This is a genomic window from Fibrobacter sp. UWB4 (assembly GCF_002210345.1).
Lineage (GTDB): Bacteria > Fibrobacterota > Fibrobacteria > Fibrobacterales > Fibrobacteraceae > Fibrobacter.
The window spans coordinates 100,415-117,710 of sequence record NZ_MWQI01000002.1 but is presented as its reverse complement, the minus strand read 5'-3'; the positions used below and the strand labels follow the sequence as shown (position 1 = coordinate 117,710).

Genomic DNA, 17,296 nt, shown 5'->3' with positions numbered 1-17,296 from the left:
GGTATTTTCTTCGCAGTAGCGTGCAAAACGAGAGTCGCGAACGACTGCTAGCAGGCGTTCATGACCGAGTGAAGCCGCTGACGCCGTAGGCGTCAACTCTGAGCTGGGGCCCCGCCCGCATGCTTTTCAAAAAAACTTTTTTTTCATGTAATGAAATTACATGATTTTTTCAGGCCACGGGTGCTTTGGGTATCTTCCTCGTAATTCTTTGCGGACTTCGGCGTAGGTGTTCTGCCAGAAGCTCGTGAGATCCCATGTCTTTTGAATCGTGCGGAAGTTCGGCGCTAGAATGTCGTAACGCACTTTGAGTTTGCCGTCAGCAATTTTGTGCTCGCCACGGAGCTGCATAAAGTCTTCGATTCGCGCCGAAATCTCGACGAGTACGCCGTCCGCGCTTTGAACAATTTTGCCGTTGCCTTGTTCATCGGCGGTGGCGACTTCTTGATAGCTATAGCGGGCGCGCTTGCCGTTTGGCAGTACATAATGATCGGGGAACGTCTTTTGCAGCCATGCTAACATGGATTTGCCGAAGTAGTCTTCGACAATGTTGCGGTAACGGTCTTCGTTGATGTCGCGCAATAGGAATATGCCGTCTGTAAGCTCGTTCAGGATAAGATCCATGTCCTCTTCGTTAAATTCCGGGAGGCTGTATTCCGGGTAAAGCTTTGCGGCAAGGCGCATCTTGATGAGGAGCGTCTGGATGTTTTCGGTGAGGTAACGGCCGGTCCAGTTTTCTTTTTCGAGCTTGTCGCGCCAGGCATCGGCGGTGAGTTCCTTGAGCTTTTCGAGAACTTTTGGCGAAGCTTCTTGCGGGAGAATTTCTTTGCGGCTAGTTTCGCGAATGTCGCCGTTGGGGCTTTCGCATTTGTGAATCTCGACGCCGATGAAGCGTTCTTGACCGCTCCGCCAAAGCAGTTCATAGCGGATGATTTCGCTTTCTCCATCGAGCAATTCTTTGGGCACTGGAGCGTAAAGGTTCACGCGCATTTCTGATTTGGCGCCTGCTTCGGTGCGGAGCATGGAGAGCGCGAGCAATGCATAAGGCGGCTCTGCGACTTGCAATCGAATGGTGTTGCCGTTGCTCAACTTGTAGACATTACCGCTTGGTGTCGCGAGTGCGTCTGGGAATGCGTTTAGTAAGTTGCGAATGACAACTTCATGGATTGCCACACCCCTTTGGGGTTCGCAATGACGTTGGTTGTCATGCCCGTCTTGAACGGGCATCTCCTTTAATGAGTCGCGAAAATCTCGCAGTTGCTTTAGTGTGAACGAAACTTCTCGCGGAGCGCTGATGGCTTTTGATAGTGTATCGCTTGCAAGCGTGAGCAAGTTGAGCGTGTTTTTAGATTTCTGGATAAATTCAGTTCCGGAATGGATCCATGCCATGGCGGCGAGGAGCAAGTCGGGGAGGTCTGCGGCGCTTGTTGCTTTTGCTAAAATCAATGCGAGCGGAATGCTTGAAATCGGTGTTTGAATGGCTCGCTTGCCGAGTTCAGTGATGCGGCTGTCTTGCAGCATGCCGAATTTTTCGAGCATCGCTGTAGCGATTTTTTCGCGCACTTCTGGAATTGCCGTGGGCAGTTTTATTCTAGCACACTCGCCTCTTTCGTCTCTCGTCTGTAGGGCTTTGCCCGTTCTCTCATCTTCTTCAAGTGCGGCTTTTTGCAATAAAAGTTCCGACGGTTCGATTTGCAGGACTTCGGGCACGATGCCTTGCGGCATGTGCTTCTCGGCTTCTTCGGTCCAGAGGCGGATGGCGCAACCGTTTTGCGTACGGCCGCTACGGCCACTGCGTTGGATTGCATTTTGCAGCGAAATCGGGAGAGTGCGCAGTACGTTCACTTTCTTGCTGTCGTCATATTCGTTTACGCGCTCGATGCCGCTATCGACAACGCCTGTGACGTTTGGCACGGTGATAGACGTTTCTGCAATGTTGGTTGTAAAGATGACGCGCGGGCGTTCCGTTTCTTCAAAGATGCGGTCTTGCGTTTCTCGGTCCTGACCGCCGTAGAGTTCAAGGAACTCGGCGACGTTTGCGCCAAGAGCTTCGCTTGCGGCGGTGTGGCATCTTGCGATTTCTGCTTTGCCTGGCAAGAATACGAGCGTTGTCTGCCAAATGTTATTGCGGTATAAAGTGCGCAATGCGCGAACTACTTCGCTTTCGATTCCCTGGCCTGCGCTAATGTTTGTGCCTGCGGCGGGCTTCTGGTAAAGAATTTGTACGGGATAAAGCGGATGCCCGAGTTCCAGACATTTGACGCCGAGCGCCTGCTCCATTTCTTCGCGGTTGAGCTTTGCGCTCATGACGGCGATTCTCGGCGCTTTGATGTTTTTACTTTCTAATGCGCGGCTTGATTCTTGCAATTTTAGCAGATACGCAAAGAGCAAGTCCATGTCGGCCTTGCGTTCGTGGTATTCATCGAAGATGACCCATTCAGCGTCCATCTTGCCGTGCAAAAGTTCCTGCAAAAAGTTACCGTACGTCTGGAACAAGATTCGCGTAGCGCTGGACTTGCAGCTGTCCTGGCGGAACTGATAACCGACTGTTTTTCCGCAAGGCTCGTTGTGAAGTTTTGCAGAGTACTGTGCAAGTGCAAGTGCTGCGATGCGTCTTGGCTGCAAGACGACAATGCGACCGCTAAAGTGATTGCTCAAGAACCACGGAATGTACAACGACTTACCGCTACCGGTGGGCGCTTCGACGAGCAAGTTGTTCGTCCTGTTTACAGCGTCTATGAGCTTTTGTTCTTCTTCGGCAATGGCTAGATCTTTGTACGTGCGCATTGTAGATGGTTCTCTTTGAGTCTCTTTAAAAAAGTTGACCCCGGCACAATGACCGGGGTATATAAATTAAATCTTTTCGCTTCTCTCGTCTCTAGTCTGTGAGCGAAGCGGTCTTTTGTCTGACTAAGCCTTCGGGTATCTCAGCTTTTCACCAGTAGCAGCGTCGATGTAAGGAGGCTTACCTTCGCGGAACTTCTGGTTGATGACCAGGTTCTGGAGTCTCCTCTTGATGCCGGCTTCGGTCTTGCAGAAGAAGAAAACGACCTTGTTTGTACCAGGAACCTGAAACACGGCGAGCTTAAACTTCTGTGAAACAGCACGACGGAAAAACTTGACATCTTCCTTTTTCGGGATGACCTGATCGCTACCCGGCTTGATTTCGCAGACCATGTCGGCATCGGCAAGCAAAGCCTTGGACTTCTGCTGGAGGGCGAGGAAGTTCGGTTCGGTGCTCTTGCGAATGTTTTCCATGTTGAACGGGCTTCTGGCTTTCAGACCCTTGAGTGCACCACGGATAATAAAAAATAAAGCGACGACCACGACCAGGATAACCAGGTAGGGCCAGTTGTTTGCTAAAAAGTCTAACATAATCACCTCAATTTTGAGTATCCCTAATATAGCAATTTTTTGGAGTATTGCGAAAATGCAGGGGGATAGCCTTTTGTATCTTTGATTCGTGAATTTTTTTGTGAAGACTTTTTTGCTGGCGGGGCTTGTTTCCGCTTTTGTATCTGCAAACGCTGCAGAGTCGGATTCGCTGCGTGTGGATTCTGACCAGTGTAGCGATGGTGCAAAAATTGAATCGATTGAAATTGAAGGCTTGGAGCATACGAAGCCGCGTGTGGTGTGGCGCGAACTCTCGCATAAGGTTGGGGATGTTTTTTCGCAGAAGACGTTTGAATCCGAGAAGCTTCGCCTGCAAGACCTGGACCTCTTTACGGATATTTCTGTATCCTGTAAAAATGGGAATGTAGTTTATAATTTTAAAGAAATCTTCCGCTGGATCCCCTCGCCGGCTGGCAAAAAGACTGACCGCGATGGCCTCATGCTTGGGCTTGCCCTTGCGAACTTGAATGTGCTTGGCGAAGACATCCGTGCGGAAGTCCAGTTCCGTACGGCAGTAGACCCGTTCTTCGAAAATAATGAGTACGCTTTTTATGCCAGTTCACCGTATTTGTTTGACCTTCCGCTGGGCTGGAATTTTGAATTCTTGCGGACGGACAGCTGGGATGACCTTCGTGGATTCCAGGATGCCACATGGTTGCTTAGTTTAGATGTAGACTGGAAATTGCTTTCGCATTTCTCGATTCTTGGAAAAACGGTGTACCGCTATCTCGAAAAGGGACCGGGTGTTTTGCCGGAATTTGGACTCGGCGTCGCATTTGACTATCGTGATAGCGAACTTGATTCACGCGAGGGAATATATTTTGAAAGCATGGTAACGCATGTGGGCGTTGGCGGAAAGCGGGGCGAAAACTTTGTCGAGTTCCTGGAAGATGCGAGAGCCTATTATACGATTGGTCGATTTGTCTCTGGGGCTACGGCGCTTGTCCGTTTGCGTCCAGGCAAAGTACAAAGATATGATTATTACTATCACGGCGGTGCAAATACGTTCCGAGGTCATGAGTCGGATTCATTGCATTTAGGGGTGCACGAAATGCTATTGACTTTGGAAGAGCGTTTTGTGTTGCGTGAACGCCGTCCGGCCTCGATTTGGGGAATCAATTTCTTTTACGGAATCCAATTGGTGGCGGGTCTTGATGCAAGTGTGCTTTGGGACAAGGGGGCTCCTGGTTGGAAAAATTATGAAGGCGCTGTTTATGGCGGACTGCATATCGTGATTCCTGCGCTGGACCGAATCCGCTTTGAGGTGGGGTACAGTCCTGATCACGGTGAGCCGGTGTTCTATTTTGGACTTTTCGACAAGGTGACTTCGGCTCGCTGGCGGAGTCGGTAATTCGGAGTTAGGATTTAGGAATTGAAGACTCTTTGGTAAAAAAAGACTTTACAGTTTCTGAATAAATACTAAATTAGGGATTATATTTGTAATAAAAAGATAATGAGGCTCAATGTGGGCCTACGGAGAGTAAATGGCTATTAATTATCTAGATCTTCCTATTGGACGCAAGTATCCTTATGAAGTGGATTGCGTCGTGGAAATCGGCAAAGACACGAACTTGAAGTATGAATACGACGAACGCCTGCATGTGTTCCGTCTTGACCGTTGCCTTTTGAGCTCCATGAGTTACCCCTGCACATATGGTTTTATCCCGAGCACCAAGGCTGATGATGGCGATGCTTTGGATATGCTCATTTATAGCCCGGCATCCATGATTACGGGTACGGTTTGCACGTGCCGCGTCATTGGCGCTCTTGATATGACCGATGGTGGCAAGAAGGACTACAAGGTTTTGGGCGTACCTATATTTAATCCGCGTCCGTTCTGCGACATTACAGACGTAGACCAGATGTTCCTCCGCATTACGAAGAATTTCTTCCAGAACTACAAGGAACTGGAAGGCAAGGACGTACAAATTGGTGAATGGAAGGATGCTGCGTTTGCCCGTGAAAAGGTGATTGCTGCGCATAAGGCTTATTTTCAGAACCAGGTCCAGGTGCCGGAATCCTGCTACCAGGAACCCGAACACGATGACAAAATAACTGCTGAGGAGTTGATATAAGCCGAGTGTTGCAAAAACGAGCTTGCTCGTTTTTATGACCGAGGCGCAATATCTAGAAAAAACGACGGAGTTGTTTTTTTATTAATCTAAAGGCGAGAGTCGCGTGAGACCGTTTGCTTGAAAATTTTCAAAAAAATCTTGTCCTTAGTGGCAGGATTTTTTTGTAAAAAGACTTGGTTTTGTTTCAAAATATTTAATATATTATCTTTGTTGTAACACTCAAAGTATAATGAGGTCATATGAATAAGCTTGTGCTTACCTGTGCCATGTCGTTAATGATGCTTAGTACTTCGGCTATGGCGTTCTCGATTAATCTTGCTCCCAAGAAAGGGGATAATTCTCGTATGGATCCTCCGTCTGTAAGTTGTCGATATGCAGAACCGAGGTGTGACCGTCATGACAGGATTCATGTCGAGCGTTATGGAAATGACCAGAAAATGTACAGCCGCGGTGAATGCTATCGTGGTGACAAGGAACGCAGATTTGACTTTTACTGCAGCAACGGTGATGTCTGGATGCAGATTGATTACCGTCGCGATCGTCCTGATCATATTGATTGCAAGGATCCGCGTCGTGGCAGATTCTTCTCTGCTCGCAGCATTGGTGAATGCGAAGATTTGTATCGCGATTCTGGTCGCAGGCACCATCACCACCATGATCGCTAAATTGTGGCGTGATGGCGAGCGTGAGTTCGTTTGCTGAAATTAAAAAGCCTCTCGCTTAAGGCGGGAGGCTAAATTTTTATCCTTTGTAACCCTTGGGGTTGTTTTTTTGCCAGTTCCAGGCGTCGCGGCACATTTCTTCAATGCCATACTGAGCCTTCCAGCCGAGTTCGTCGAATGCTTTTTGCGGGTTGCAGTAGCAGGTGGCAATGTCGCCTGCGCGACGTGGCTTGATGCTATATGGAATCTTGACGTTGTTGACTTTTTCGAATGCTTTTACGACGTCGAGCACGGAGTAGCCGTGACCTGTGCCCAAGTTGTAAATGGCGAGTCCGCACTTGCGTTCAATAGCCTTGAGGGCGCTCACGTGACCAGAGGCGAGGTCGCAGACGTGGATGTAGTCGCGGACGCCAGTGCCGTCCGGGGTGTCGTAGTCATTGCCAAACACGCCGAGTTCCTTGCGGAGACCGACTGCGGTCTGCGTGATGTATGGCATTAGGTTGTTTGGAATACCGTTTGGGTCTTCGCCGATGCGTCCGCTCGGGTGTGCGCCAATCGGGTTGAAGTAACGGAGCAAAACAATATTCCATTCCGGGTCTGCTTTTTGCACATCACGGAGAACTTCTTCGAGCATGGATTTTGTCTGTCCGTAGGGGTTGGTGCATTGGCCTTTAGGGCAAGCTTCTGTAATAGGGATTTGTGCCGGGTTGCCGTAAACGGTTGCCGAAGAACTGAAAATGAGGTTCTTGCAGCCGTGATTACGCATGGTATGGAGCAACACGAATGTAGCGTTCATGTTGTTTTCGTAGTATTCGAGCGGCTTTGCGACGGATTCGCCGACGGCCTTGAGCCCTGCAAAGTGGATGCAGGCGTCGAACTTATTTTCGCTGAAAATCTTGTCCATTGCGGCGGCGTCACGGACGTCTGCTTTCACAAATGGAATGGGGGAGCCGACAAGCTCTGCTACGCGGCGGAGCGATTCATCGCTTGAGTTTACGAGGTTATCGACGACGACAACGGAATGACCTGCTTTGTAGAGTTCGATGATGGTGTGGCTTCCGATGTATCCTGCGCCACCCATAACGGCTATTTTCATGATTGCTCCAATGATAAAAGTTCGGTGCATAATATACGAAATTTTTAGATTGTAGGCATGAACGATTATTACCAATTTGCGATACTTTCTGCTGTCGTAGCTGCTGTTTATGCGTTTTTGTATCTAGTGGTGCATCCGCTTGCGAAATGGATTGCCATAAAGACTCCGAACAAGTTTGATGACTTGCTTGTGAAAAAGAAAGTGATTTCGCGAGCGCTCTTTTTTGTGCCGGTGATAATTCTGGTGCAGTCGTTCCCGTATGTGCTTGCGAAGGGACACTGGCTTTATGAATTTTGTGAACATATCGGAAATATTTTGTTTACGGTGGCGGCGTTCCTGCTTGCAAGTGCTGTGCTTGATGTCATTGAAAGTTTGAATGAACGCAATGTGAAAATGAAGCTACGCCCGATGCGTGGCATTTTCCAGGCCATAAAACTTGCGATGTTCTGCGTGGCGACCATCCTTGTGGCGTCACAGATTGTGAATAAAAGTCCGGTGATTATTTTGTCGACTTTGGGTGCCATGGCAACGGTCTTGTTGTTGGTTTTCAGGGACTCGATTCTTGGCTTGGTCTCTGGAATCCAGATAAACTTGTCGGACCTCTTGCGCAAGGGCGACTGGATTGAAATTGAACGCCACCATGCCGATGGCTCGGTCATTGACATTACGCTTACATCTGTGAAAGTGCGTAACTGGGATAATACAGTTTCGGTGATTCCGGCGTACGACTTGATAACCAATTCTTTCCGCAACTGGCGCGGTATGCAGGAATCGGGCGGTCGCCGCATCAAGCGTTCGCTTTTCATTGACCAGCAGAGCATCCGCTTTTTGACGCCTGAAGAAATTGAAAAGTTCATGAAGATTGATGTACTGCGCCCGTACTTGGAACAAAAGTTAAGTGAAATCGGTGAAGGTTCGGGTGTGTCGGAAAATGTCACGGTTACAAAACTGAATGGTCGCCATTTGACAAACATCGGAACGTTCAGGGCTTACTGCACGGCATATCTCCGCAGCCGTAAGACGATTGCTCAAGACATGACGCTCATGACGCGCCAGCTTGCGCCAACGCCGACGGGACTCCCGCTTGAAATCTATGCATTTGCCAATACGGTGGAATGGATCGAATACGAAAATATCCAGTCCGATATTTTTGATTTTCTGATTGCATCGCTCCCGGAATTTGGGCTTTCGCTGTACCAGTACGCGAACCGTGTGCCGTAATTTTTTTCTACATTCGTCAATATGGATATTAATGAATGGCGCATTCGCATTGACGAACTTAATGATGAACTGATGTCGCTCCTCAACAAGAGGGCTACATACGCTGCTGAAATTGGGAAAATCAAGAAGCAGAAAGGTTTGCCCGTTTTTGATGAAGGTCGCGAACAGTCTGTCTTGAATTTGGTCGCCGAGAAGGCCGCAAAGGCCGGTGGCCCGCTTTCTCCGGAATCGTTCCAGAATATTTTCCGTGTCATCATGGAAGAAACTCGCAAGGTGGAAGAATAATGGTTGCCCGCATTACTATGGTGGGGTTTGGCCTCTTGGCAAGCTCGATTGCTGCTGCCATCAAACAGGCTAAGCTTCCGACGAAGATTCGTGCTGTGAGTTCACCTGCAACGCTCAAGCGCGCTCGTGAACTTGAACTTGCCGATGAATTTTTTGAATACGATGAAACCGAAAAGTGGGCGAAGAATAGCGACCTGATTTTGCTCTGTGCGCCGATCCTCCACATTCTTAAAATGATTGACGCTCTCGGTAAAGTTTCGTGGGCTGGTGCTGATGCTGGCCGAGAAATCTTGGTGAGCGATATCGGTTCGACGAAAGTTGAAATTTGCAAGGCGGGCGTTCGCTTGCCCGCTCCGTTCCGCTTTGTCGGCAGCCACCCGATGGCGGGTTCCGAAAAGCGCACTTGCGAATACAACGATCCTGCGATTTTTGAAAATGCGTACTGGTTTGTCTGTCCGCCGGATGGAACTCCTGAATCTGTTTACGCCCCGCTTCTGGAAATTATCCGCTTTGTGGGCGCAAATCCTGTCGTGTTCCCGCCGGAACATCACGACCGCACGATGGCGTGGGTGAGTCACATGCCGCAGATGCTGAGCTCGACTCTTGCTGGGAATTTGCCGGAACGCTTGCTCAAGCACAACTATCAGCATTTTGCAGGCCGCGCTTTCCGCGATATGACGCGTATTGCCGCCTCGGGCTGGGGAATGTGGCACGATATCGCCGTGACGAATCGCGACGAGACGACTCGCGCCCTTTGCGAAGTCCGCGATGGTCTCGACAAGACGATTGCGGCGATGAACGGACTCAACGTCGTGAAAGACGGTAAGCCTGCTTCGGGTGATTTTGAAAATGACGAGCGTAGCGTGATAGCCGATAATTCGCAGGCGCTTGCCGATATTTTCAAGGCGGGTAACGATGGCCGTGCGAGCTTGTTTGCTCCGGGTCGCAATAACACCAACTCGTTCTACGAAATTACGGTCCAGCTTAAGGATAAGCCGGGCGCTCTGTTGAGCGTGATGCAGCCGCTTGCCGAAGAGGGTATTAACATTCGCGACATAGAACTCATGAAGGTCCGCGAAAATGTGGCGGGTACGCTTTTGCTTGCGTTCAAGACTCAAGAAGAAGCGGCCCGTGCCGTGAAGACGCTGCAATATTTGGAATACGAAGTTAAAGAAAGACGTTAATTTGCTTAAGGAATAGACGATGGAATTCTTGATGAATCCCGACCGTGAACGGATGAATTTGACGTTGGTGATGGCGCTTTTGGTGAATGGCCGCACCGTTTTGGAAAATTTTGCGTGGGCAAGTGGTAGTGAAAAGTATGCCGAGGCGCTGAAAGATTTTGGTCTCACTTACGAATTGCAAGGGCATCAGCTTGTCTTGAATGGCAAGGGGTTCCAGTACTCTATTCCGACCATGCTTCCGTTCAAGTTTGGCGAAGCCGATAATGTGATGCTTTGGACGCTCGCAAGCAAGGACGATGAACTGCTTTACACGTTTGCCGCAGAAGTTGATGATGCCGGCATTGCCCGCGTGAATACGGCGAAGGAAACGCTCCAGAAGTATTTCAAGATCAAGGTGCAAAAGGATGAACCGGCAAAGTTTGTCTTTAACTTTTTGCGCGATGAACTGAACGTCAAGAAGGATTCTCTCGGGAACGTTTCGTCTGTGATGCGCAACAGGCTTTTGCTCCGTGCGCTTATCCGCAATGACTATTTGAATTTTGAAGAAAAGTCTACGGTGCATGACCAGTGGACGAAAATGCTCATCTACTTTGGCGCGGCTGTGAAATATGAAGGCCGTGGCATGGAACAGTTGAGTGAATTTGAACGCCGTTTGATGATTGCTCAGGGCAAGAAGATTGAACGTACGCAGTTTACGGAACTTTCGGAGACGAAGGTGATTACCGCGCGTGAATACTATGTGCCGGGTGATACGACGGAAGCGACTGCATTTGCGGTACTCGCGACTGTCGGGAACATGCCGAAGGATAACGTCATCAAGCTTTTGAACGTGGACTTGAATAGCAGCCGTGCAGGTGCACTCACATGCCTCAAGCGTATGGGCGCAAACGTCGAAACGGTGAGCCGTCGTGAAAAGTACGGTGACGTTTTTGGCGATGTCGAAATCAAGCCGCTTGCTTCCGGCAAGCGTTTGCAAGGCCGCCGCTTTAGCGAAGACGTGATTGCGACGGCGCTCGAAGAATACCCGCTGTTGGCTGTGGCGGCTTGCTATGGCGAAGGCGAAACGATTTTGCGCGTGCCCAAGGAAGTCCGCAAGGAAATGCGCCCCAAGAATGAATTTTTGGCGGTGAACTTGCGCAAGACGGGTGCCGAAGTTGGCGTGTATGACGATGGCCTTGTGATTCGCGGCCTTGAAACGATTGTGAACGGTAGCGATTTTGACGGTGGCGATTCGGCGCAGATGGGGCTTGCCTTGAGCGTGTTGTCGCTTGCGCTCCAGAACGATGAACCTGTCGAAAATATGGACAAGGTCGAAGCGATGTTCCCAGGCGTTGTCGAAAAGCTCGCGAATGTGCTTGTCGCTGAAAACGCCGAGAAGAAGGAATAGGTGGTTAGGCTGAATGATAGAATGCTATTGCCCGATCTGTCATTCCGGCCTCCGTGCCGGAATCGCCTTCTTGGCTAGCAAATAAAACCGCAGTGGTAGGATTTATAAATGAACAAGTCTTTCAGCAGCATTGGAATTGTCGGATTCAAGGACAAAAGTGCCGATTTGGCATGTGCCTTGAAGCAGATTACTTCTTGGGCGCTTGAACACCCGCAGGTGAAATTTTACGCGCTCGATTCCCTCAAGGAACTCGTGAAAAAGCCGATTCGCGTGGTGAAAGAATCCGCGTTGCAGAAGACGGATTTGCTGCTTGCGATTGGCGGTGACGGAACTGTGCTGACGGCTGCGCACATGGCGCTTGGTCATAACATCCCGATTCTTGGTGTGAATGCCGGACGCGTGGGATTCTTGGCGGAATCGCGTGTGGAGGGCTTGACCAAGACGCTCGATAGCTTGCTTGCTGGCGACTTCTCGACTCGTGAACGCATGATGATTGAGGCGGCTGTTTACCACGGCAGAAAGTGTATAGCAAAACAGACTGTGCTGAACGAAGTCCACGTGCGTGCGCATGCTCCGGAACGCATGGTGAACGTGAACGTGGCTTATAACGATACTTGCCTGACGGAATACTGGGCGGATTCGATTCTCGTTTCGACGCCGACGGGGTCAACGGCTTACAATTTGGCGGCTGGCGGCCCGATTATTCATCCTTCGACGCCTGCGGTGGTGCTCACGCCTGTGGCTCCGAGCAGCCTCTCGGTGCGTCCGCTTGTGCTTTCTCTTACGGATAAAAAATTGCGAATGGCTTCGGCGGTGAATTGCTCGCTCGATCTCGTTTTTGACGGGCGCATCACGCTTGAAATGAAGCAAGATGAATACGTGATGTTGTCTGAAAGTAAGCTTGTGACGACGTTTATTCGTATGCGTCACACGGGATTTGTGGGCGCTCTTCGCGAAAAGCTTGGCTGGACGGGGAAGCCGCGTTCTGCTTAATGCTGCGGGGCGTCAATTTTTTTGATGCAGCCTTGCTTTAAATCGCCCAATTCGTAATTGCTGAACTTTATGCGCACAAGGCGTAAAACCTCGTAGCCGAGCTTCGCGAGCATTCGGCGGATTTCACGATTTTTGCCTTCGTCCAAAGTGATTTCGAGCCAGCAGTTCTTTTCGCCTGCGCTGTAGAGCTTGGCGCTGACGGCGTGCATGAATTCTTCGGGTTCGCCAAAGACGCGTGGCGGAACATTGAAACCCGCTTCCATTTGCGAAAGTTCCGCCGCAGTTGGCTTTCCTGCGACCTGCACCCGGTAGATTTTTGTATGCTGGATCTTTACTGGATACTTCGCGTAGTTTATCCCGGACTCCGTTCCGGGACTCAGGATGACGCTTGCGCTTGTCATTCCTGCCTTTGAATCGCGCGACTCTTGCGGATTCAGCAAAGCGTCTGCCCATTGCGTGTCATTTGTAAATAACAATAGCCCTTCGCTGGCTGCATCGAGTCTGCCAACGGGCGATATGTGTGGCACGGGCTTGCCGGGGAACATCTTGGCGTATTGCTCGCGGAAAAGGTCCATGACGGTTGCGCGCCCTTTCTCGTCGCTTGCCGTAGTGACGTAGCCACGCGGCTTGTTCATCATAAAGTAAACGAACTCGCTTGCTTTTACATGCTTTCCGTCAACGCAAATTTCATCATTTTCGCGAGCGGGAGTGTCCGGATCGCGGACGATTTTACCACGCAAAGAAACCCGGCCCTCGCGGACCAGGTTTTCTGCTTGGCTTCTGCTGCAAAAACCGCGCTTAGAAATCACACGGGCAACGCCGTGAGCTTTGGCGCTAGGCGCGGGCTTCGCGCAGTCTCTTTCTCGGTTTACTTGCCGAGATATGCCTTGATGTTTTCGAGGCATTTCTTGTTCTGAGCTTCGGTACCGACGGTAATGCGGAGCACGTCACCCATAGCCGGCTGCGGACGGATGATGGTGCCCTTGGCCTGCAAGAACTTGAAGGCGTCCATCGGATCCTTGAATCCGCTGACGGCGATGAAGTTTGCGTGGCTGTCAACGTAGGCGAGGCCGAGTTCCTTGAAACCAGCCTTGAGCTGTTCGAGACCCTTCTTGTTGAGTTCGCGAACCTTGTTCACGTATTCCTGGTCGTCGATAGCGCCGATGGCAGCTGCCTGAGCGATGCTGTTCACGTTGAACGGTTCACGCACGCGGTTGATGAGGGCGACGATTTCCGGGCGGGTGATGCAGTAGCCCACGCGGAGGCCTGCGAGACCGTAGATCTTGCTGAATGTACGGCAGCAGATGATGTTCTTGCCGGCGGCGATGCGGCTGTTGAAATCCGGAACGAGTTCCGGCGTGTCTTCGATAAATTCGGTGTAGGCTTCGTCCATCACGAGAATGCAAGTTTCTGGGAGGCTGTCGGCGAAGTCCAAAATTTCCTTGGCGGTGAGGTCAGAACCGGTCGGATTGTTCGGGTTAGCGAGGAACACGATGCGGGTCTTTTCGTTCACTGCGTCGCGCATGGCCTTGAGGTTGTAGTTGTATCCCGGAGCGGGCATGTCAACTTCAACAATCTTGGCGTTCATGGCCATCGTAGCGAGCTTATAGACAGCGAAGCTGTGGTTGCCCATGACGGCTTCCGTGCCGGGGCCGAGGAACACCTGGGCAATCATGTCCAAAATTTCGTTACTGCCGTTACCCACAGCAATCTGGTCGCGGTTCACGCCGCGGAATTCAGCAATCTTTCCGATGAGATCATAAGAACCGCCATCCGGATAGAGGTTCACTTCTTCCAAAGCCTTGCGAGCTTCGGCCATGCCCTTCGGGCTCGGGCCAAACGGGTTTTCGTTGCTGGCGAGCTTGTCGATGTCTTTCGGGTCGAGACCGAATTCACGAGCGGTGTAGGCGATGGGTTTGCCGGTCACGTAGAGCGGCTGCTTCAAAATATGCTGTTGTGCGAGTTCGTTAATATCCATTTTGCAGTAATCAGTGGTTAATGATTTACGTTTAGGATTCGTTCTGAACTTGTCATTCCCGCGAAGGCGGGAATCTCCTTAATTCATCGATGGATCCTGTAGATTTGTAATCCGTAAGGAATAATAGCAATTTTTTATATTAGGTTAGAAATATGAAGTACAGTCATCTGCCTTTCTTAATAGTTTTCGTTCTTGTATTATTCTGCAAAACGCCGCTTTTTGCATTTTCTAGTTGCACGCAGAAGTCTTGTTGTAAGTGGAACGCAAAGCTGAGTCAAGCTTTTGACAAATATGAAAAATACATTAATGGTCAATATGAAACTGATGATGCTGATATTCTTTTGCCGTTAGGGAATCGGGGTATGAATTGCGTTCTTGATTCCATTGTAAAAAAGGAAAAGTACGATTTCAATCTACATCATTTATTGTGGATGACTTTTGTTCCTGATTCCGTGTTTTTCTTGTCGCCCGCTAACTTGAAATATTTGGTTGAGAATAAAAATGTATGGCTTAAAAATGCGGGACGAATGTTGGTGAACGAAAAAATGAAGAAGAAATATCGAATAGACAAAAAATTATTATGTGAAAATAAAACAGCAAGAGATTTTATCGAATATGCTATTTATTATGACAATAAGCTTTGTGCTGATGAATAGTTTTACGCTTTCTTGAAAAAGCCTTTTAGTCTTTTGACTCCTTCAACGCCGATGATAGAAAGTCCGCCGTACTGAAATGTTTTGGCAAGCCCGAACAGCACTACCCAAAGAATCCCCTTGGCTTCGGCCGAAATGGGGAGTGCCATTTGCGCAAACGACAAGATGTAAAAGGGAATGCAAAGCGAAAGGACGATGACGCCGGTTCTGAATGATAAACTTTGCAGTCTTTTTACGATTTGTTCCCGCAGGGAAATAAAGAATTTTTTCATGGCCGTTTCCTCGATTGAAAGATATTTCTTTTGCCTATTTCATCAAGGTGGCTATCTCAAAAAGCAGAAAAAAGTATGATGGCGAAAGGGTTATTGTATTCTTTGACAAAATGTCTAGAAAAATGCTTTGCCAGAGTGTTGCATGTTTCGCTTAAGAATATAGATTTCACTAGGGTATAATTCTACGAATGTTTCGTGAAAATAGATGAAAAACTTTTGGTGAGTCAGGAGATGTGAGATGTTTAAGGTTCCTAGCAGATTTTTGACTGTGTTATGCGCGTTTGCTGTTTCTGCATCCGCTGCTGTGGATCAGTGCAAGCCGATTGGCTGGGCGACTCGTTCGGGCCGTACTTCGACCGAGTTTAATGTGACCGGTGGCGGAAATGCGACTCCCATTACAGTGACGACTTTTGCCGATTTGCAAAAGTACGCGAAGGATTCTTCTCCGCGTGTGATTTACATTGATGGTACGCTTGGCGATGGCTGGAGCGGGCGAACGGGGGACCGCTTGAATATCACGGGTTCCAACAAGACCATCATCGGACTTAAGCCGGGAACAGTGCTTAAAGCGCCAATTCACATTAGCAAGGCGTCTAACATCATCGTTCGCAATATCGTGATTCAAGGACCGGGCAGTAATGCTGAGCAGGCTTGGGACAATCTCACCATTGAAAATAACGGTTCCAAAAATATATGGATTGACCACTGTGAATTCTGGGATGGTCAGGATGGCAATGCCGATGTGGTAAAAGGAGCAGATAACGTAACGTTTACGTGGTGCATTTTTGGCTACAAGAAAAAGAGTTCGCACAACCTTTCGAATCTCATCGGCAGTTCTGACAATGAACCCGAAAGCGAAGGCAAGCTGAATGTGACTTACATGTTCAACTGGTGGCAGGCGGCAAACCAGCGCAAGCCACGCTGCCGTTACGGAAACGTTCATGTGGTGAATAACTTGCTTACGGGCAATGCTAGCATCACAAACGGAACCGATGTGCTTGGCGTTTCGGCTGGCCACATGTGCAAAGTGCGTACGGAACGCAATGTATTTATCAACGAAGCAAACCCGATTTATACGGGCAATGCGAACGGCACTGGCGTGAACGAAGTTATTGATAACATCTTTACGAATTGCTCGGGCAATACAAAGGGAACAGGGACTTCTTTTACGCCGCCTTATGAATACACGAGCTTTATGCTCAAGGCGAGCGAAGTCGAAGCTGCCGTGAAGGCAAATGCGGGCGCTACGCTCAAGAGTCCGACGGAATGTGATGCCAATTATGTGGAACCGGAACCACCGACACCTGATAAACAGTACCAGGCCGAAACGGGTACGATTACAGGTGGCGTTTCTGAAAGTAGCAATGGCGGCTACCACGGCGATGGTTATGTGAATTTCGATAAGGGCGGCGATGTCGTCGTGAACGTGAAAGTCGATACGGCTGGCCAATATCGCTTTGATATCGATTTTGCAAATGGCTCCAGTGAAGCACGCTCTCTTGCGATTTCTGCTGGTTTAGATACGGCAACGACATCTTTCAAGACAACGGGTGGCTGGACCGTCTGGGAAACGGCTGAAGTCTTGGTAAATCTTGCCGCAGGCGAAAATGCAGTGAAGTTTGCAACCGTTGGCGGTAATGATGGCCCGAACATCGACCAGTTTGATGTAACGCTTGTGAAGTCCGCGGAAAAAGATACGACGGAAAAGCCGACGTCGATTCGTTCAAAGTCGTTTGCTATGGTCGCGCCGAGCGTCTATCGCGTTAGCATTTTTGATACGAAGGGCGCTTTGGTGCGTCGCATGAATGTTGAATCTGCAAAAGTCGGTGATGTTGCATGGATGACTCGCGGGCTGCCTGCTGGCCTATATGTGATGCGGGTTTCAGCACCCGGCGTGGAACGCAGCAAGTTTATTGCCGTGAAGTAGATTGATGCGTTTTGTTTTGCATTGTCATGCCGGATTAGTTCCGGCATCTCCTTTTTATGCCATAGTGACCGCTTTTTGTTATTCCCGCGAAGGCGGGGAATCTCCTTTCTTTTCTGAATAATCTATATTATTTGTGACATAGCCTTGCATCGCAAGATGTAGGGCGCATAGAA

At 49.5% G+C, this 17,296-nt stretch carries 16 protein-coding genes; 10 read left to right on the top strand and 6 right to left on the bottom strand.

Going from position 1 to position 17,296, the window contains the following annotated elements; translation table 11 throughout:
* Window positions 1-156 precede the first annotated feature (156 nt).
* Window positions 157-2,784 carry an ATP-dependent helicase C-terminal domain-containing protein gene (locus tag B7990_RS05500; RefSeq protein WP_088640030.1) on the bottom strand — a complete coding sequence of 876 codons (2,628 nt, stop codon included), beginning with the start codon at window positions 2,782-2,784 and terminating at the stop codon, window positions 157-159.
* Between the two features lie 123 nt (window positions 2,785-2,907).
* Window positions 2,908-3,372, bottom strand: a complete 465-nt coding sequence (locus B7990_RS05495; RefSeq protein WP_088640029.1) for a hypothetical protein — start codon at window positions 3,370-3,372, stop codon at window positions 2,908-2,910.
* A gap of 100 nt (window positions 3,373-3,472) precedes the next feature.
* Between B7990_RS05495 and B7990_RS05490 the strand changes: the two genes are divergently transcribed.
* The 3 genes from B7990_RS05490 to B7990_RS05480 all read left to right on the top strand — a co-directional run bounded on the left by B7990_RS05490 (window position 3,473) and on the right by B7990_RS05480 (window position 6,130).
* Window positions 3,473-4,741, top strand: coding sequence for a BamA/TamA family outer membrane protein (locus B7990_RS05490; protein WP_254917339.1), 1,269 nt, complete (start codon window positions 3,473-3,475; stop codon window positions 4,739-4,741).
* 133 nt (window positions 4,742-4,874) lie between these two features.
* The gene (locus tag B7990_RS05485; RefSeq protein ID WP_088640027.1) at window positions 4,875-5,465 is read left to right on the top strand and encodes an inorganic diphosphatase; all 591 of its coding nucleotides are present in this window, start codon (window positions 4,875-4,877) and stop codon (window positions 5,463-5,465) included.
* 239 nt (window positions 5,466-5,704) lie between these two features.
* Window positions 5,705-6,130, top strand: coding sequence for a hypothetical protein (locus tag B7990_RS05480; protein WP_088640026.1), 426 nt, complete (start codon window positions 5,705-5,707; stop codon window positions 6,128-6,130).
* Window positions 6,131-6,206: 76 nt separating this feature from the next.
* Here B7990_RS05480 and galE read toward each other — a convergent pair whose 3' ends face one another.
* Window positions 6,207-7,223: a UDP-glucose 4-epimerase GalE gene (gene galE / locus B7990_RS05475; protein ID WP_088629247.1), complete on the bottom strand. Its 1,017-nt coding sequence runs from the start codon at window positions 7,221-7,223 to the stop codon at window positions 6,207-6,209.
* Between the two features lie 57 nt (window positions 7,224-7,280).
* Between galE and B7990_RS05470 the strand changes: the two genes are divergently transcribed.
* The 5 genes from B7990_RS05470 to B7990_RS05450 all read left to right on the top strand — a co-directional run bounded on the left by B7990_RS05470 (window position 7,281) and on the right by B7990_RS05450 (window position 12,293).
* The gene (locus B7990_RS05470; protein ID WP_088640025.1) at window positions 7,281-8,444 is read left to right on the top strand and encodes a mechanosensitive ion channel family protein; all 1,164 of its coding nucleotides are present in this window, start codon (window positions 7,281-7,283) and stop codon (window positions 8,442-8,444) included.
* Window positions 8,445-8,465: 21 nt separating this feature from the next.
* Window positions 8,466-8,729, top strand: coding sequence for a chorismate mutase (locus tag B7990_RS05465; RefSeq protein ID WP_014547164.1), 264 nt, complete (start codon window positions 8,466-8,468; stop codon window positions 8,727-8,729).
* On the top strand, window positions 8,729-9,913 hold the full coding sequence (locus tag B7990_RS05460) for a prephenate dehydrogenase/arogenate dehydrogenase family protein (RefSeq protein WP_088640024.1): 1,185 nt from the start codon (window positions 8,729-8,731) through the stop codon (window positions 9,911-9,913). The genes B7990_RS05465 and B7990_RS05460 overlap by 1 nt, the downstream gene beginning before the upstream one ends.
* A gap of 19 nt (window positions 9,914-9,932) precedes the next feature.
* A complete protein-coding gene (locus tag B7990_RS05455; RefSeq protein ID WP_088640023.1) occupies window positions 9,933-11,300 on the top strand; it encodes a 3-phosphoshikimate 1-carboxyvinyltransferase in 1,368 nt (455 codons plus the stop codon).
* A gap of 108 nt (window positions 11,301-11,408) precedes the next feature.
* Window positions 11,409-12,293, top strand: coding sequence for an NAD(+)/NADH kinase (locus tag B7990_RS05450; protein WP_088640022.1), 885 nt, complete (start codon window positions 11,409-11,411; stop codon window positions 12,291-12,293).
* On the opposite strand, the gene B7990_RS05445 is transcribed toward B7990_RS05450, so the two are convergent.
* The gene (locus tag B7990_RS05445) at window positions 12,290-13,198 is read right to left on the bottom strand and encodes a pseudouridine synthase (RefSeq protein WP_088640021.1); all 909 of its coding nucleotides are present in this window, start codon (window positions 13,196-13,198) and stop codon (window positions 12,290-12,292) included. The two genes, B7990_RS05450 and B7990_RS05445, sit on opposite strands and share 4 nt — an antisense overlap.
* On the bottom strand, window positions 13,162-14,271 hold the full coding sequence (gene hisC, locus B7990_RS05440) for a histidinol-phosphate transaminase (protein ID WP_088640020.1): 1,110 nt from the start codon (window positions 14,269-14,271) through the stop codon (window positions 13,162-13,164). The genes B7990_RS05445 and hisC overlap by 37 nt, the downstream gene beginning before the upstream one ends.
* Before the next feature lie 152 nt (window positions 14,272-14,423).
* Between hisC and B7990_RS05435 the strand changes: the two genes are divergently transcribed.
* Window positions 14,424-14,927: a hypothetical protein gene (locus tag B7990_RS05435; protein ID WP_088640019.1), complete on the top strand. Its 504-nt coding sequence runs from the start codon at window positions 14,424-14,426 to the stop codon at window positions 14,925-14,927.
* A gap of 2 nt (window positions 14,928-14,929) precedes the next feature.
* On the opposite strand, the gene B7990_RS05430 is transcribed toward B7990_RS05435, so the two are convergent.
* Window positions 14,930-15,196: a hypothetical protein gene (locus B7990_RS05430; RefSeq protein ID WP_088640018.1), complete on the bottom strand. Its 267-nt coding sequence runs from the start codon at window positions 15,194-15,196 to the stop codon at window positions 14,930-14,932.
* A 238-nt stretch (window positions 15,197-15,434) separates the two neighbouring features.
* Between B7990_RS05430 and B7990_RS05425 the strand changes: the two genes are divergently transcribed.
* Window positions 15,435-17,123 (top strand): carbohydrate-binding protein, encoded by a 1,689-nt coding sequence (locus B7990_RS05425; RefSeq protein ID WP_088640017.1) that lies wholly within the window; start codon window positions 15,435-15,437, stop codon window positions 17,121-17,123.
* The last annotated feature ends 173 nt before the right edge of the window (window positions 17,124-17,296 follow it).

Coding starts and splice junctions, on each gene's coding strand:
- B7990_RS05500 (WP_088640030.1), bottom strand. CDS start 2,784: ATGCGCACGTACAAAGATCTAGCCATTGCCGAAGAAGAACAAAAGCTC.
- B7990_RS05495 (WP_088640029.1), bottom strand. CDS start 3,372: ATGTTAGACTTTTTAGCAAACAACTGGCCCTACCTGGTTATCCTGGTC.
- B7990_RS05485 (WP_088640027.1), top strand. CDS start 4,875: ATGGCTATTAATTATCTAGATCTTCCTATTGGACGCAAGTATCCTTAT.
- B7990_RS05480 (WP_088640026.1), top strand. CDS start 5,705: ATGAATAAGCTTGTGCTTACCTGTGCCATGTCGTTAATGATGCTTAGT.
- galE (WP_088629247.1), bottom strand. CDS start 7,223: ATGAAAATAGCCGTTATGGGTGGCGCAGGATACATCGGAAGCCACACC.
- B7990_RS05470 (WP_088640025.1), top strand. CDS start 7,281: ATGAACGATTATTACCAATTTGCGATACTTTCTGCTGTCGTAGCTGCT.
- B7990_RS05465 (WP_014547164.1), top strand. CDS start 8,466: ATGGATATTAATGAATGGCGCATTCGCATTGACGAACTTAATGATGAA.
- B7990_RS05460 (WP_088640024.1), top strand. CDS start 8,729: ATGGTTGCCCGCATTACTATGGTGGGGTTTGGCCTCTTGGCAAGCTCG.
- B7990_RS05455 (WP_088640023.1), top strand. CDS start 9,933: ATGGAATTCTTGATGAATCCCGACCGTGAACGGATGAATTTGACGTTG.
- B7990_RS05450 (WP_088640022.1), top strand. CDS start 11,409: ATGAACAAGTCTTTCAGCAGCATTGGAATTGTCGGATTCAAGGACAAA.
- B7990_RS05445 (WP_088640021.1), bottom strand. CDS start 13,198: ATGCCTCGAAAACATCAAGGCATATCTCGGCAAGTAAACCGAGAAAGA.
- hisC (WP_088640020.1), bottom strand. CDS start 14,271: ATGGATATTAACGAACTCGCACAACAGCATATTTTGAAGCAGCCGCTC.
- B7990_RS05435 (WP_088640019.1), top strand. CDS start 14,424: ATGAAGTACAGTCATCTGCCTTTCTTAATAGTTTTCGTTCTTGTATTA.
- B7990_RS05430 (WP_088640018.1), bottom strand. CDS start 15,196: ATGAAAAAATTCTTTATTTCCCTGCGGGAACAAATCGTAAAAAGACTG.
- B7990_RS05425 (WP_088640017.1), top strand. CDS start 15,435: ATGTTTAAGGTTCCTAGCAGATTTTTGACTGTGTTATGCGCGTTTGCT.